Source organism: Microcystis sp. LEGE 08355 (assembly GCF_015207185.1).
Lineage (GTDB): Bacteria > Cyanobacteriota > Cyanobacteriia > Cyanobacteriales > Microcystaceae > Microcystis > Microcystis panniformis.
Map to the genome: position 1 here is coordinate 1 of NZ_JADEXI010000006.1, position 15,839 is coordinate 15,839.

General features: G+C 37.3%; 11 protein-coding genes and 1 pseudogene. All 12 read right to left on the bottom strand.

The features are described 5' to 3' along the window. A pseudogene (locus IQ242_RS00565) lies at window positions 1-760 on the bottom strand (hypothetical protein); the annotation flags it as partial. Window positions 761-985: 225 nt separating this feature from the next. Beyond that, window positions 986-1,825, bottom strand: a complete 840-nt coding sequence (locus IQ242_RS00570; protein WP_052275500.1) for an SWIM zinc finger family protein — start codon at window positions 1,823-1,825, stop codon at window positions 986-988. Between the two features lie 13 nt (window positions 1,826-1,838). Then, window positions 1,839-4,961, bottom strand: a complete 3,123-nt coding sequence (locus IQ242_RS00575) for a DEAD/DEAH box helicase (protein ID WP_193958651.1) — start codon at window positions 4,959-4,961, stop codon at window positions 1,839-1,841. Window positions 4,962-5,363: 402 nt separating this feature from the next. Beyond that, window positions 5,364-6,344: a DUF3616 domain-containing protein gene (locus IQ242_RS00580; protein ID WP_193958652.1), complete on the bottom strand. Its 981-nt coding sequence runs from the start codon at window positions 6,342-6,344 to the stop codon at window positions 5,364-5,366. Between the two features lie 149 nt (window positions 6,345-6,493). Then, window positions 6,494-7,492 carry a hypothetical protein gene (locus tag IQ242_RS00585; RefSeq protein ID WP_193958653.1) on the bottom strand — a complete coding sequence of 333 codons (999 nt, stop codon included), beginning with the start codon at window positions 7,490-7,492 and terminating at the stop codon, window positions 6,494-6,496. Window positions 7,493-7,550: 58 nt separating this feature from the next. After that, window positions 7,551-9,038, bottom strand: coding sequence for a hypothetical protein (locus IQ242_RS00590; protein WP_193958654.1), 1,488 nt, complete (start codon window positions 9,036-9,038; stop codon window positions 7,551-7,553). Window positions 9,039-9,124: 86 nt separating this feature from the next. After that, window positions 9,125-10,111, bottom strand: a complete 987-nt coding sequence (locus IQ242_RS00595) for a DUF3616 domain-containing protein (protein WP_193958655.1) — start codon at window positions 10,109-10,111, stop codon at window positions 9,125-9,127. A 112-nt stretch (window positions 10,112-10,223) separates the two neighbouring features. Beyond that, window positions 10,224-11,381, bottom strand: coding sequence for a glycoside hydrolase family 75 protein (locus IQ242_RS00600; RefSeq protein WP_193958656.1), 1,158 nt, complete (start codon window positions 11,379-11,381; stop codon window positions 10,224-10,226). 9 nt (window positions 11,382-11,390) lie between these two features. Next, complete coding sequence (locus tag IQ242_RS00605; RefSeq protein WP_370582928.1) at window positions 11,391-12,224, bottom strand: hypothetical protein; 834 nt, start codon at window positions 12,222-12,224, stop codon at window positions 11,391-11,393. 216 nt (window positions 12,225-12,440) lie between these two features. Then, on the bottom strand, window positions 12,441-13,256 hold the full coding sequence (locus IQ242_RS00610; RefSeq protein WP_193958658.1) for a transglycosylase SLT domain-containing protein: 816 nt from the start codon (window positions 13,254-13,256) through the stop codon (window positions 12,441-12,443). 27 nt (window positions 13,257-13,283) lie between these two features. Continuing rightward, window positions 13,284-14,186: an N-acetylmuramoyl-L-alanine amidase gene (locus IQ242_RS00615; protein WP_193958659.1), complete on the bottom strand. Its 903-nt coding sequence runs from the start codon at window positions 14,184-14,186 to the stop codon at window positions 13,284-13,286. Between the two features lie 49 nt (window positions 14,187-14,235). After that, entirely contained in the window at window positions 14,236-15,786 is a 1,551-nt protein-coding gene (locus tag IQ242_RS00620) for a glucosaminidase domain-containing protein (RefSeq protein ID WP_193958660.1), read from the bottom strand. Window positions 15,787-15,839 lie beyond the last annotated feature (53 nt).

Below are 15,839 nucleotides of genomic sequence, written 5' to 3' on the forward strand. Positions count from 1 at the left end.
GCGCATAGCTGCCTGATAGAATCTTTTCGCTAATTAATTTAATTTGATTATAAAGTTTTTTATCATCTTTTTTATCTTGGAATAAACTTTCTGATTCATTAATTATTCTGTATAGGCGTTGAGCATTTTCATAATTAGAGCCAAAGTTGATAATCAGAGGATCAAGATCAAAATTATTGGACAAAAAGGCAAAAATATTATTGGTAAAGTATTTAACAAACAGAGTGCGACTAGCTGGGACAAATAAAATCTTTGTAGAAAAAATTTTTTCATTGCCTTGAAAAAAATCAGCAATATTTTTGGCCACACAATCATTCATATCTGAATAAATATCTTGAGTGACTTTGTTATTGCTTTTGGCAATTTTACTCACTTGTCTAATTGTTGTATTGTAAAACTTTTTAAAATTATCTGAATAGGTAAATTGTAGTTTAAAATAGCCAGATTTGTCCTTATATCTTTCAATCAAAAAGTTCATGTCATCCAAACGATAAACTATTTTAAATACTTGCTCTTTCCATGCGTATTTAGGAAATAATTCCTCAAATCGCTTCTGTAGGTGCCTTTTGAGTCCTTGCTGATCTTGAAGATTAGTGACTAATAATTTAACTTGATAAAACAAAAATCTCTGAAATAAAAAAACTAATTTAGCAATAATACTTTTACCAGTGGACTGTTCACCGATGATAACATTAATTTTTTTTATCTCTATTTCCGCATACTTAATAATCAGAAAATTTTCAATAGTTAAGGATTCCATTGTATCTCTCTTATCCCCAGTCTCATAACAATACTAACAGGTTAGGGGTAGATTTTCAATTACTGTCAGTTGTTGACCTGTTTATTCTAATCTACCCTCCTATGGATAGATACCTAAGTCAAAAAGTCAGCAATTTAGCTACAGCGTTTCTGATCAAGATAAAGTGTAACCTAATTTGACATCGGGACTGACTCCTGACTCCCCAAAAGGAAAACTTATATTTTTTTAAAGTATCCCTGCATTTTTATTGCGTACCCGTTGATACATTTCTTCCATTACCTCGATAAAGGAAGTATCCTTATCCCAAAATGCCGGATAATCACCAGCTTTTTTAATGACAATTGCGGGAATAGTTGCGGATTTAACTAACTGAGGATTTTCTGGTAAACGGTGATGGGAGTGCCAAAATTCTTTGAGATCAATTATTTCTGATGCTGGTATAGTTTCGGGTTTAGTGTGATAGGAAGTGACAGGGTTAAGAGGAATTTTTTCCTCTTGGATAGAGGAGGAAAGCAGCTTACCGAGGGGAGTTTTTGCTAACTCTTGCAGTAATTTTTGACGAGAGATACCGCGTAATTCAAATAAGAGGAAAGGATCCTGATCTAATTGGGAAGCAACGAGGTAATAAACTCCAGCAATATGTTTACAGGGATTTTCCCAATCGGGACAGGAACAATTGGTGATAAAATCCTTTTGACTGTGGGGTAATAAGTGCAGATTCAGATCGCTAAATGCTTCATCAATATTATCGGGAACTTCTTTGAGCAGCAGTTTAGAGATCATACTCGCTCTTGAACCAAGATTATATAAAGCTTGTGACCACTCTGCTTTAGTAATTGGTTTAATCTCGATACTCACCTTATACAAAGGTTCTTTGTAAACTCCAAAGTAGGGATTAATGGAACCTCGCACCTGAGCAGTAATTAAATTACCGTCAATTTCGTAATTCTTGACTTTATCATTTTTAGCGTAGGAACGTCCTCGACTCAAGCGCGCTGAGTCGGTAAATTCCTCTAATGCTTCTATAAAGCGTTGTCCCCACCAAGTTTTACTAAATTTATTCATAGGTTTACCTCGATTAAATAATTGTCTGTTTATTCAATGCGATTAACTGACGAAAACTTTCGTTATCTAATTCCGTTAACCAGGATTCATCATTACTAACAATAGCATTAGCTACCTTTTTCTTTTCCTCGATCATTTCATCAATTCTTTCCTCTAAGGTTCCCAAAGTAACAAATTTATGCACGAAAACATTTTTTTGTTGACCAATTCTAAAAGCGCGATCGGTTGCTTGATTTTCCACCGCAGGATTCCACCAACGATCAAAATGAAAAACATGATTTGCTTTGGTTAAAGTAATCCCCACTCCCCCAGCTTTTAGGGATAAAATAAATACGGAAGGTTCTGTTTCGGGATGTTGAAATTCTTCGATCATTTGTTCTCGTTTTGGTTGAGAAGTCCCCCCGTGAAGATAATAAGTATTATAGCGAAAAGTTTGTTTGAGGTACTTTTGTAAGGAGTCACCGATTTCGGTAAATTGAGTGAAAATTAGCAGACTATCTCCCTCTAAAATTACTTCTTCTAGCATTTCTCCCAAACGCTCTAACTTATGCGATCGCTCAGGAGTAAAAGCGCTGTTATCCTGTAGAAATTGACGGGGATGATTACAAATTTGTTTCAAGCGCATCAGGGTAGATAAAATTAATCCCTTGCGTTTTATTCCCTCTGCTTCTTCTAATTGTTTTTCCACTTCTTTGATAACAACTTCGTAGAGAGAAGCTTGTTCTTTAGTTAAATTACAATACTGTTTGTTTTCCACTTTATCAGGCAAATCTTTAATTATCTGCTTATCGGTTTTTACCCGACGCAGAATAAAAGGTTCCACTAATTTTTTGAGAACCGTGGACTGGAGACGATCATTTTGTTTTTGGATTGGCACTTCAAAAGCTTTACGAAATTGAGTTTCTTTGCCTAAATAACCGGGGTTAAGGAAGTTAAAAATTGACCATAAATCAAGCAGTCTATTTTCCACAGGAGTTCCCGTTAATGCGAGACGATGTTGTGCAGATAAACTCAAGATTGCTTTAGTTTGTGCCGCTTTAGGATTTTTGATATTTTGTGCTTCATCAATTACTAAACGTTGCCAAGATTGCGAGTTAAATAATTTCAAGTCCTTGCGAACTAAGGTAAAAGAAGTAATGACGATATCCTTTTGACTAGCTACTGTCTGAAATTCGTTCTCATCTTGATAGCGCTTACTACCATGGTGAATTAAAACCTGAAGATGGGGGGCAAATTTTTCAATTTCTTTTGCCCAATTTCCCACCACAGAAGTGGGTGCGACTAGCAGAGTTGGCAAAACATTATTATCTCCCTCTCTTTCCCCAATCAATCTAGCAATTACCTGTAGGGTTTTTCCCAGTCCCATATCGTCAGCAAGACAACCATTTAACCCCAATTGTTCTAGGTATTGAATCCAGGCAACTCCGCGCTTTTGGTACTCCCGCAGCGTTCCTTGTAATTGGGGAGGATTTTCGATCGGTTCTAGTTGACTAGGATTTTGTAATTTCTCTAGCATAGAACCCAAAAAATCATCGGTTTCAACAATAATCTCCTCTGGGTATTCGGCAGCTTTTTTCATTAATTCAATCAGATTCATCTCAGGATTTTCCTGCTGATATTTCTGCCAAAAATCCAGCATTTGCTGCATTTTATTTTGTTCTAATTCTACCCATTGACCTCGAAATTTAACTAAGGGTGTTTTTGTGTTAATTAATTGTTGCCATTCCTCTTGACTAATAGTTTCTTCACCGATGGCTAATTCATATTGATATTCAATGATGTTTTCGAGGCTAAAAATCCCTTTACTAACGGGGGTAGATTTGCCCGATTTAGAAGTGGTTTTTAGCCGAACTTTAGCGCGTTGACGGCCTTCGGGAGTCCACCAAGCGGGAATAATTACCTTATATCCCGCATCTTCTAAAATCCAAGCAGTTTCTTTTAAGAAAGTAAAAGCTTCTGTAAGGTTGAGAGAAAATCCCGTCGGTTTATCCGTTTCTAATCCTTGCCAAATGGGGGGATAAATACGGGCAGCATAACCCAAACTTAGTAAAATATTTTTGTCTAAATCTTGACCAAAATGCGCTCGTATGCTTGTTCTAGTTTCGGGTACTGCATACCAATATTCGTCTAATTCTAATCGCAGGGAGGGGTCTTGTTTAGAGATGAGGATAAAAGTAATTTGCCACTGTTCAATATTATTTTCTGGGGCCTCGGTTAGTTTAAAACCAAGGCTAAAACTACATATATTTTGGTCTCCTAGTAACTGCTGTCTCCAAGTTTGCCACTGTTGATATTTTTCTAAAGCGGCAGCGGTTTGCAGAAATCCGGCAGCCTTAGTCACAGAGAAGCAATCACCTATAATTGTCTCGCTAATTTGTTTATCAAAACTGGCAGGAATTGCCGTATTAGTGACAATTTCATTGAGGAGACATTCGGAGAAGTGCCGGAGTAGGGTTTTGGGATCGTATAATTGTGGTGAAGCATGGGGATTTTCAGCACCAGCAAGACAAATGCGGGGAAGATATTCGAGATAGCGATCGAGATTGGTTTCGTAGGTTGCTGATATAATTTCCCAAAGAGGATAGATGGCAAAGTTAGCGGTTTTCTGGTTATTTGTGGCTAATTCTCGATATTTAAAAGCAGGAATATAGTTATCTTTGAGAATTATTTCTTTAAAAGCTTGACTGTAGTGATACCAAAAAAGTAAATCTGCACCTAACTGAATCTCTGAGGAGTTGTAAAGACAGATAAAATGCAGATCATTGAGCAGTTTAAGTAGAGGATTAAGGGGATAACAATCAATTTGCCAAGATTGCCATTGGCTATTTTCTGGGGGTTCTTTTTCTAGATAACGCAGTAATTCTAAGGAGGGTAAAGGTTGATTATCCTGGCTAGGTAAAAGAAAGTAGCGGGGGACAAATTGCCGACTAAGAGGATTATAATTCGATTGAACTATTCCTAATTCTCCGGTGAGAAAGCTAGTTAATTCCTCTTTGCTTAACTGAAAAGGATGATAATTATCAGCAGTGGTGCGACTCTTTTTCGGGTTGCTAGTTTCTCCCCAAAGATAAAAGCTACCCTTCTGAATAAATTCGTCCGTTGATTGAGGAATCCAAGTACCGTGAAGAATTTTCATGGTTTTTAATTAGTACAAAAGAACTTAAATGAGGGCAACATTTAGCCTCTAGAAAAATTGTAGCGATTATGGGAGGATTCTCGACACTTTCTTATTTTTATCCCTTTGGGAACCCAAAAGTTCTCTGGATAAGAGAAAAAGGTTAATAGCGTTTCTAGGACAAAAAACCATTGAGAAGACGTGATCGGCGGTTTTTTTGAGCTTAAAGCTTATCTCTACATGGGTTTAAAGCTATTTTTGTTGTAGGTTTTGTTGAGGTTCCACTAAGAAGGATGGCTAATTATAGCAATTCCCCAAAATCCGGCTACAGGAGTTCGATCCCCCTACCTTCGGCATCTCCCTTAAAAAGGGGAACTTAAATTCGATAATTCGATCGGTAGTTTTTATGGGTGAGAATTGGTATTAATTAACTTTTACCAAAATACTGCGGAAATATTTTTCGGAATTATTTTTATCGATAATATCTTTACAGGGAGTATTACCAACTCGCTCGATTGTACCATCATCGCTTAAAATCTGAAAGCGATCTGGGAAATGGGGATCAAACAACAAAGCTTCTGGACGAAAACCTTCAGGGAATTGCAGTGATTCTATCTTTTCCGGTGCATCTTCTTTTTTTCCTGACCAAGTATAGACAACAAATTGATCGCCTCCATGAAATTCTCCGGCAATAATTAAATATACTTCTAAAGCTGGCCAAAATTCGATGCTACGAATTCCTAATCCTCCCAAATCTAACAAGATAGTATCACCAAATTCAGCCCGAGCATTGCTGGAATTAATAACTAAACTTTCAGGATTTTTTAGAGTTAATAAAATAGCTTTATCGTTTGGTAGAGGATTACGAAAACCGATCAAGATATTTCCGTCTGGAGTTGCCGTTAAACCTTCAATATTTAATCCTCCTTCAGCTTTAGGAGCTTTGGTTTCTGCTGTTTTGAAATCAAATATTTTAGCCAATTGAGAGTCTTCGATAATATCGCGCAAGACTAACTGAGTATAAGACTCACCCACTTGAACTATACTAGAGCCGTCATCGGTAATTTTACTAGCAAAAAATTGATGACGAGGGAGTTTTTGTTCAGCATTTTTATTGCGACCATGGGAAGTAATCCAATAGATTATGTCATTGAGCACAGTTACCCCTTCTAAGTCAATTTCTCTATTTTTAGGATTGTTTTTTAGCCAACCATTAATGTCAATGGTTTCCAGCGCTTTTCCCGACTCTTGAGAGGAATAAATACAGAGAAAATTACCTAATTCTGAATCCGTCTCATCATTACCAACAACAAATTTATTTTCTCCTAAAGCAATAGCTGCAGAAGCATCACAAATTCCTTGATGTTTGATTTCTTGGATAATAGAAAATTTGAGAGATTGCATGATTGTATTCTCCTTGTTAACTGGAAAAGTGAGGACTAAGAAAATTATAGGCAATAAAAGACAAAAAGACAAGAAATTACTAGAAGAAAAGTAAGAAATAACTTGTTTTAGAATCGGCTAAAACATGGTAAGATGGTGTACCTAATTAGTTATTTCTGAGTATTAGGTAATATGGGTTTACCCGTATTACGCACATTGATCAACTTCCCTAAAATATCAAACCAAAAAGGTGCGCCCATCGCCACGGCTACTCCTGTCATTAGCCAGCCAAAGATAGCTTGCCAGCCATTTTGTTCTTTTATTTGTTCACCATTAAACCATCCTTTTTCATTCCAACCAAGCGGCAAAGGTTGATTAATTTTTTCTAAGTCCTTGACACTAGCTTGTAATTTTTCTGTACATTCAGCGACTTTGTTAGGATCATCTTTAGCGTCTTTAAAACAAGATTCATTAGTCTGAAAAACTTCTGTCGCTACCTGATTAATCCCCTGTCTTAAATTGGAATTTTTGGATAGTTGCTCAATGACATAAAAACTATCAATATTGAGCAAAGCAGCTGCTAAAAAACCAAAAGCAAAAGATACTCCCTTGGCATTTCTTTTATATACCCCCGATGTTCGCTCCATAATTTGAGTAAAAGTGTTGGCTATTTCATCAACAAAATTCTCCAGAGTTGGATTGTCATATTTGAGTTTGGTGCTGTAACCTATTTGTATCAATCTGTCAATAGCCGTTTTGTCTATTTTAGAAGAATCAGAAATACTAGCTAATTTCTTAAAGATTCCTGTTTTTTCTCCAACAAGATTTTTTCCTAAAAAATCTGCTTTTAATAATTTTTCATTATCTGAAAGTTGACTATTAACTAGACTAATTAGGGACTCTGCCAAAACCTTTGGTTCAACATAGGAAGGACCAACTGACTTCCCAAAATTAGTGTATTGATTTAAACTTGATAATAATGATCCATTATTGTACAAAGATTCCACCGTCTTTTTTCCCAAGAATATTTCCAGAGCTTTTTTTAAATTTCTAGCACGAAATTCTAACAAAGCGGCCAATTGTTCCTGTAATTCGGAGATAATAAGGCTGGAAGCTAAGTAGATAAAAATTAGAGCAACAATAATTTCGAGAAGGGTTCCTAGGTTCATTTTTAAGACCTCACTATTGATTTTACAAGTTTTTATTTTTAGTTATGACCAAAGCAAATTAAGCCAATTCTTCGGTTAAAATGCGGCGGACAATTTCGGTGACAGCGGCGGCTAAATTGGTATCTCTTTCCCTGTCGGAACCGTTGGGAGTACGAAGAGCTAAGGAGAAAGTTCTCAGTTTAGCTGGTTGCACACGATTATCAACAAATTTGACGAAAGCTACATAAGCAAAGGAACTAGGACCGAAGCCAACTTTAGAAATTACCACAGGTTGACTAATCACATTTATCACACCTAAAGTTTCTAAAGCAACATCAATATATCGTGCTGCATCGGTTCCCATAGCACGAACAACGGTTTCTAAACTATTCCATTGACTGCCGATAAAACGAGTATTAGTAGTTAAATGTAGATGCCACCCTAACATCGTAATTAAACGCACTAAATCATAAGTCGATACATCATTTATTCCCGTGGTATTATCTACTGGTGATCTTAAGACGGTGGCACTGCTACTTAAATCTTTGATAATTGGATCTTTAATCAGAGAAGGATTAAAATATCCCCCAGTAAATTTACAACTGGTATTTCCCGTTTGAGCTTTTAGCCAAGCTTCCAAATCCGCTCGTTTAGTAAAGCGTTTAAATAAGGCTCCAATTTGATTCGAGCGTCCCAGAGAACCATCAGCATCTTTTCTATAGGAAACCATATCAACCACCAGATCAAAAAATTTAGGTTTGGGAGAATTAGCTGGTTCAATCACACAATTATCAACATCAACTGTAGGGAATTTCCCATTAATTTGTTCAATTGCGTTAAGAACTCCAATGAATTTAGTGGCACTGAGTAATTGTTCTGGATTAAAGGCATCTTTCCCTAACCAATGGGTTTTGATTGGACTGCTGCCATCGCCAAAACTTCCCACACATACACAGGCATGAGAGATGTTACTGGCCAGAAAATTTAAGCCATTTGTGTCAATATTGGGTAAGTTTCCCCGTTGGGGATAATCTCTAAAAGTAATAGTTTTCCCTGATCCTACGAGAGTAAAATTAGTTCCGTAGGAAACTAAATTAGTCCCGTCTGGTTTCTGTTTTAAGTGTTCAGGATAGTCGTCCACTTCCATCGCAAAAGGCGAATTCCGCAGGGTTCTAGCGACGAATGACTGAGTTACCCCAATATTGACCGGTGCGATTGAATTATCTTGGATGGTGGTTAATTTGTTAAGTATAAATTGAGTATCTTTGGCTTGATCTAAGATAAAAGGTAGCTGTTTTGTGTCAAGTAAATTAGTAGCAATACTGAGATTAATTGCCACTGTGTCAGAAGGAAGTCCAGATAAATCCAAGGCTTGACAAAATTCTTTGAGTCCTCGCCAAGTAAAAGTATCTCCAGTGCCTAAATCACCATCAATCCATTGTCCACCGGGGTATAACCCTAAGTTAGCTAGTTTGGTTTGAATTTCTCTTACTAATCCTTGATCCGCTTTTAGTTGAGAACGGCTTAGGGTTTTATTATCGTTGATAATGTCTTTTAAGGTAGCCATAATTTTGTCCTTGAATTTTACAGAGTAGAAGTGAATCAATTAGAGAAAAAGTCAGTAAGTTAATTATTAATTTCTCTGAGCGTTCCCTATTCTTTGACTTCCGCAGAAAGTTTATTAATTTTAACCCAAACACTTCTAAAGAATTTATCTGGATTGTCAGAAGGAATTTTTTTACATTCTTGTCCATCAACTCTAATGACTCCTCCATCATCACTTAAAATCTGAAATTGATCATTCAAATGAGGGTAAATCAGAATAGATTCAGGACGAAAATCTGGGGGAAATTCGAGAGAAATTGGATTAGGTTTATCTGCTATCTTACCAGACCAAGTATAGAGGGTAAATTGACTTCCTGTACCAGAATCACCTCCAATAATTAAATAAGCATCAATTGCTGACCAATATTCGATACTACGAATTCCTAATCCTCCTAAATCCAACAGAATAGGATCACCAAATTCTGCTTTAATGTCTTGATTTTCTTGAATCACATCCTGGGGATTCTTGAACGGAATTAAAATAGCTTTTCCGTCTCGAACAGGATTACGAAATCCGATCAGTAATTCTCCTTGAGGTGTTGCGGTTAAACCTTCAATATTCAATCCTCCTTCTTTTTCGGGTGCAATTGTTTCTGCGGTTTGAAGATCCAAGAAAGCTAGTTTAGGGTCTTCTATCATATCCCGTAGGAGTAGTTGAGTATAAGATTTTCCCACTTGTTCAAGAGTAGGAGGGTTAGCGTTTGTGATTTTATTGGCGAAGAATTGATGACGTAGCGGCTTTCTTTCAGCATCTTTATTACGACCATGAGATGTTATCCAATAAATAACTCCATCAACTTCTGTGACTCCCTCAATATCGACTTCTTTTCGTTTAGGGTTATTGGGAAAATAATCGTTAATATCTAGATGAGGAATAATCTGCTCTCCTGATTGTTGAGACGAATAAAACCGCAAAATGTTATCCTCATCATTGCCAACAATAAACTGATCTTGTCCTAAAGGAATTGAAGCAGACGCATCACAAATTTCTTGATGCTTTAGTTCTTGGATGATGACAAAATTTAAGTTAGCCATGGGGATTTCTCCTAAGTTAATCAGAAAGTTTTGGTGAAGGAATCGTGAAACATTATAACAATTGCAGTCTTGAATAGTCACAACAGTTGAAGGACGACTCAAACTCAGATTATTAGTTAATGGTTAGAGAAAAAGTGAGGGGTTTTAACGGTTGATCAGCAGCATCAAAAGGTTGAATAATAACAGGTCTGTTGATACCTTTAGTATTGAAACTTTTGGTAAAATTCCAATTATCTTTAACCCCTTTTAAATCGGCAATTTCAAAAGAACCTCCCGGACTAATACTAACTTTAATTCTGGTTACTTCTGGATTAGCTGTACCTGAAAAGTTTACGTTAGTGTTAGCAGGAAAACTTTGTCCAGATGTGGGTTGATTCAGTTGAATAACCGCACCACGATTATCTTTGAGTTTTTCAAAGCGTTTCAAAGCTTCAGCGTTGATTTTTGCAACCGCGTTACTTGGACTCAAATTCGGGATTTTAGAGTTAGGAAAGATAAAAAAGAGAACTTTATCAGTAACGCTAACATTTTTGTAGTCAGTACAATAAACATCACTGATCCATCGCTTATCAGGACGGGTTTTACCATCAGTTCTCCGTTTACCTGCTTTACATTTATCTTCTCCAATTAATTGATGAAGTAAAGATGAACCCTCGCCTAATTTATTATAAGGGCCGCTATCAGCGATGAAAACTGGAACAACCTTATCTTTGTAAACAACTACGCCTAAATCACCTAATTTAACTCCTGTTTTCTTTTCAAATAATTTATTTCCTCCCGTATCAGAACTTTGAAAATTAAATGTAGGATTAACAATATAAGCAAAGTTATCGGGATCAACAAATTTATTAGGTTCTTGGGTTTCTGTTGGCCAATTAAAGGAAGTTGGACATTGAGAAGTTGGCGCTCCTTGTCCTTTACACGCTAACCATGAACCATCAATATCTAAACTCAATTTTGATTCGATAAAAATTGTTCCGTCGGGGAATTTCAGTAAGGCTTTAACATTATTAGGATCATCCTTACATTTTCTAATATTTGGTAGAGAAAATCCTCTAAAAGTGTCTCGCTTATCACAATTTTCAAATTCTTTACGATAAGCTTCATCAACCGGAACAGCTTGATTAAATGGAATATCTTGTAGAACACTCGCCGATTGAGTAGGGGGAGTATAGCTAACTTGTGCGAAGGCAGGAGAGAGAAAACTGCTCATTAGAATGAGGTAAATTCCTGCAATTGTTAACAGTACCTGTCTCAAATATTTGTTCATAATTAGCTCCTAAGAACGAATTTCAGTTAAAATGTCATTGAGTTGTTTTGACCATTGATCTAGGTTAAAATTCTGAGGATCATCATGTCCACCCGGTACGATTTGATCAAGAACAACATGAAAAGCAGGAATTAACCATTTTCGGCCCCGTACACTGGCCGCAATATAAACAACTGCTAGGCGATCTAATTGAGCTTTGGTAAAGCCTGGATCGGGCGATTTAGCATCATTTTTTCTGGGTGGAGAACACTGTGTTTGACCAGGGTTTGGTTGACATCTTCTAGGTTGAACTAATTCAACTGCTAAGAATAAACCCTTACATTTATTCACCCCACAAAATTGATCTGATTCTCGTTTTGTAGAACGCCAAGGGGTATTAAAATCCTTACGAGTGACGGAATCTCCTACTCGATTAATAATGATATGGGCGGGAGAATTGTCGCCACTACCATATTGATTGAAGTTGTTAAACTTCCAACTAGCTTCATTAATATTATTAGGAAAGGGATCATTGACAAAATTAGGGGTACTGGTATCATGAATAATAAAATAACGAGCCAATTCTGCACTGGGATTATTATTATTGGTTCGTGAGACAGGGTTATCTAATGAACCGCCAATGTTTGCTTCGTTAATTCCTTGAGCTTGTAGATATCGTCTTAATTGCTCTTTACTGATATCGATGGTGGGTCTAGTTAAGAGTTGATCGAACGGAGCAGGTAAACTGGTTAAAGTTGGTCCTACATTCCCAAAAATCTTGGGTTGACGCAATAAACATTTAGCCTGATCGATAGAAGAAATCTGAGAAGTCGGCACTATTTGACAAGGCTCTGCTGCATACACAGGTTTTAAAAAAATTAAGATTATTACTAAAGTAAATCCAAAGATCATGAATCGCTGAAAAAGCTTGAATAACACAGCTTTACCACTCCTTGAAATCTTGAAATAAAGAGAAAGACAAATTTTTTCTAACTAGATAACTGGACATGACTGACTAAAATTGATGCTTGAGAGCTGCAAACTGAATTGATGATCAGAACCCCAAGAAAGCTGAGGAAATCAAGCTAGATAAAATTGTTGATAGCCGACGCTAACAGTTGTTGTGGTTCCTTGCAAAACAAAGACTGCATCGTTAAAGAATTTAATAAAGCGATCGCAGTGTGCGGAAGTACCAATGGGAAATTGACGCATTCGCCAACGATTATTGGGGTTTTTGTTTTCAAATAAAGAACCGGCATTATAAGCACAGGCAACTTTGGGGGGATCTAACAAAGTTTTCAAGCGTTGATCAGCAATAAATGACGTTCCTGCTTTAATAGAAATACTGGCATTTTTTAAGTCATCTCGATCGATAGTTGAATCATGTAATGTCCCTCTGGCCGTAGAAATTAATGTTTGCATTAAGCCAACACTGATCAAATGAGGGGTGATAGAATCAGATACATAACCCGGTTCTTTGCGGATAGCGTCTGCTTTTCCGTTCGATTCTGTAGCAATGGTGGCAATAATAATTACTGCTGGCACATTAAAATGTTTTGACCATTGATTAATTTCATCAGAAAAATTATTCCAAATTTTAGTAGCAGTCGCCGGTTGACCACTGGTTCGCTCAATGCCGCTACCTTCAATTTCCACTCCATCTTCTGCCAATCGCCAGCGCACACTATTAGGAAAAGCCCGATGAAAATCTTTTAGGGGATTATTGTCATTGTCATCGGCAAGATCGGGAATTTCTAAAACTTGTCCCACGGAAATTTGATTAGGATTGGCAATATCATTGGCTTCTTGAATTACCACAAATTTTGAAGCATCACCATAAAATTTTAAAGCAATTCCTCTGAGGGTATCTCCAGATTTAATCGTGTAGGTTTGCATAAAATCATCTCCTGACGTTATCGATCTTTACTCAATTGTTACTGTCCGAGTTGTGCCATCCCAAGTTACAGAAAGATTTAGTGCTTGTGCCAAATCTACTATTTTCACAAAGCCGAATTGTTCAATTTTCTTGATGATTTCTCCTTGGCTAGTTCCAGCGGGAATATCCATCGGTTTATTGCTATGTTCAATCAGTAAAAATCCTAAGGATTTTGCCTCTTCCCCATCAGCAAATTTTAATTCCATCATCTCTTGATCATCAGCATTAACAATTTGCCAATTAAAAGCATCTAGCAAAGGACGAATCTTGACGATACTTTTTTCATTAAATATCTGCGCTTCTCGGAAGGGTTTTCCTTGAATAACTGCTGTGATACTAGCTGGAGTTTCCACTAAACCAGAAACGCCCGTTAATTTCGTTTTGACTAGCGTTCTAAATTCCTCTCCTACCTGTCTTTTACTTAAGGATGTATTCCAGGGTAAAACCATTGGATCCCATTTTCCGCGTTGGGGTTTATTAGGAAACTCACGTTCTACTTCTCCATGACCTAAAACGGTTTTAGCTGTTACTTCAATATCGTAAAAATCGCAGAGTTCTGCTACTACCTGCGCCATGGTTTCCCATTGGGTTTGTGTCATCGGAAAACTTCCTGCTTTAAATGGTTTTTCCACCGCACCACTCATACAACAGACGCTAACTCCGATTGAACCCGTATTAAACAGTGCCGTATGAGCCGCATAAACATTATCTGCGGTGGAAACATTATCTTTAATTGAGTGAGTTCCTCGCACTAATTTACCATCATCCTCGATTAAAATATGATAATGAGATTTATCGTTGCTAGATGCTTTATGTCCCCCTGCCGTCCAGTGAATAATGATTCTTTTCATCGAACAGTTAGGCATCCATGTTGTCGGTACAATTCCCATAGTTTTTACCTCTCAATTATTGAATTATCTGGTTATTTAATCAATTAAACTAAGCTCTCACGGGAGGGCGAATAGCAAAGTGAATGTGGTTATCATGACCAGGAGCAAAATTGCATAGTTTTTGTCCCAAAAAAGTTTCACCTCTCAGGGTTGTGTCATTAAAAAACACTTGACTAACCAGTTTTTGTCGTCTCATGGCTTTAATCAGAGCGCGGGCTGCGGTTCGGTCAAAATTGTCGCTTTCCCAAGTGATTCCGCCATGTTCTCCATCCCTGCGCGGAAGCCTTACATCACACATTAAACCGGTTTCATGGCCTGCGTGTTGGGGGGTGTCTCCTCCTGTGGGTTTACTAACATCATTAATAGAAAAAGCGGCACTACTAGGATTAGAAACTCGGAATGTATTATGATAGTCAGCAGCAATTTCTAAGATGGCATCTGCTAACCAACTTGTTCCAAAATCATGATCATCATTAGTTTGATTTTTCTCATGATTAATTAGGCTAATAGAAGGATTACTATCGGGCATGGTTTGCCAACGAGGTGCATTGGACGCTTCTAACCATTTCTGAGTGGTATTGGCCACATCTATTCGTCCATCTCCACCTAGAGTTTCTCTCCCTGCAATAATCGATTGAAATAATTTAATAGCAAGAATGAAACCTGTATTCAAGGCTGCACTATTAGGATCACCGACAAAAGTATAGCCAAGGGAATGTAATCGCTGTTTAACCGCAATCTTATCGGCTGTTCGGTTGATTCCTCCTAATCCGACACTTCCCGTTAAATTCAGGGTAACTGCACCTGTTGCCTTGGGTGGAGAAGCCTTGATTTTGATTTCTACACTTTGATTATCAATGGCTATTTTAACAATGCGATCGCCCGCTTGTAAGAAGACAAATTCGGCTTTCCATTCTCCTCCTTCTTCTATTTTAATATCATCTAGGGGGAATTGATTATCAATTAAAACGGTCAATTTTTTGCCTTTGTCGGCAGCAGCTGCGGTTCCTTCAATCCGAAAACTTTGTGCCACTTCCACTTCCTTGGGAAAACTGGTTACTTGTAAGGTATCGGGGGGTGGTGGAATAACAATTCCGTTGGCTTTTGCTAGTAAAGTCCTCGCTTCAGGAATAAGTTTTAACACTTTGCTGATATAACTTATATCTGCAGCAAAGCCTTTACTTTGAATAAAACCGATAAAGTTTTCATGAGTTTGAGTATTTTCTTCTAATCCTTTATAGGGTTCACGGGTTAAAAATTTCCAATAACCTCGCAGAAATTTGTCAATGTCCGTGAATAAGCAAAAGTCCATCGCTTCCGATTCAGAAGGTACTTTAATCGATTTAGGAGTAGCAAAAGGAGTCATTTCCTTGCGCCATTTTAAACCGGCGAAGTTTTTCTGTTCCTCGGCTAGTTTACTGGTGGCTCTGGCGGACTCTAATAGCCATTGAGCCAGAGAAACTTCTTTTAAATGACTAAAATGATCGGGAGGAATTGCAGTTAAGTTAACTTGCCGATTATCGGTAGCGTCAACTTCTCGAAAAATTATGGACAAATCAGCTTGAGCATATCGTTGAACTAAGTCATCTAGTAAAGCCATTGCTTTCTCCTGTGAGCGGTAGAGAATCAATTATTTCCCTGATATATTTCCCT

Coding starts and splice junctions, on each gene's coding strand:
- IQ242_RS00585 (WP_193958653.1), bottom strand. CDS start 7,492: ATGAACCTAGGAACCCTTCTCGAAATTATTGTTGCTCTAATTTTTATC.
- IQ242_RS00575 (WP_193958651.1), bottom strand. CDS start 4,961: ATGAAAATTCTTCACGGTACTTGGATTCCTCAATCAACGGACGAATTT.
- IQ242_RS00620 (WP_193958660.1), bottom strand. CDS start 15,786: ATGGCTTTACTAGATGACTTAGTTCAACGATATGCTCAAGCTGATTTG.
- IQ242_RS00600 (WP_193958656.1), bottom strand. CDS start 11,381: ATGAACAAATATTTGAGACAGGTACTGTTAACAATTGCAGGAATTTAC.
- IQ242_RS00570 (WP_052275500.1), bottom strand. CDS start 1,825: ATGAATAAATTTAGTAAAACTTGGTGGGGACAACGCTTTATAGAAGCA.
- IQ242_RS00590 (WP_193958654.1), bottom strand. CDS start 9,038: ATGGCTACCTTAAAAGACATTATCAACGATAATAAAACCCTAAGCCGT.
- IQ242_RS00610 (WP_193958658.1), bottom strand. CDS start 13,256: ATGCAAACCTACACGATTAAATCTGGAGATACCCTCAGAGGAATTGCT.
- IQ242_RS00615 (WP_193958659.1), bottom strand. CDS start 14,186: ATGGGAATTGTACCGACAACATGGATGCCTAACTGTTCGATGAAAAGA.
- IQ242_RS00580 (WP_193958652.1), bottom strand. CDS start 6,344: ATGCAATCTCTCAAATTTTCTATTATCCAAGAAATCAAACATCAAGGA.
- IQ242_RS00595 (WP_193958655.1), bottom strand. CDS start 10,111: ATGGCTAACTTAAATTTTGTCATCATCCAAGAACTAAAGCATCAAGAA.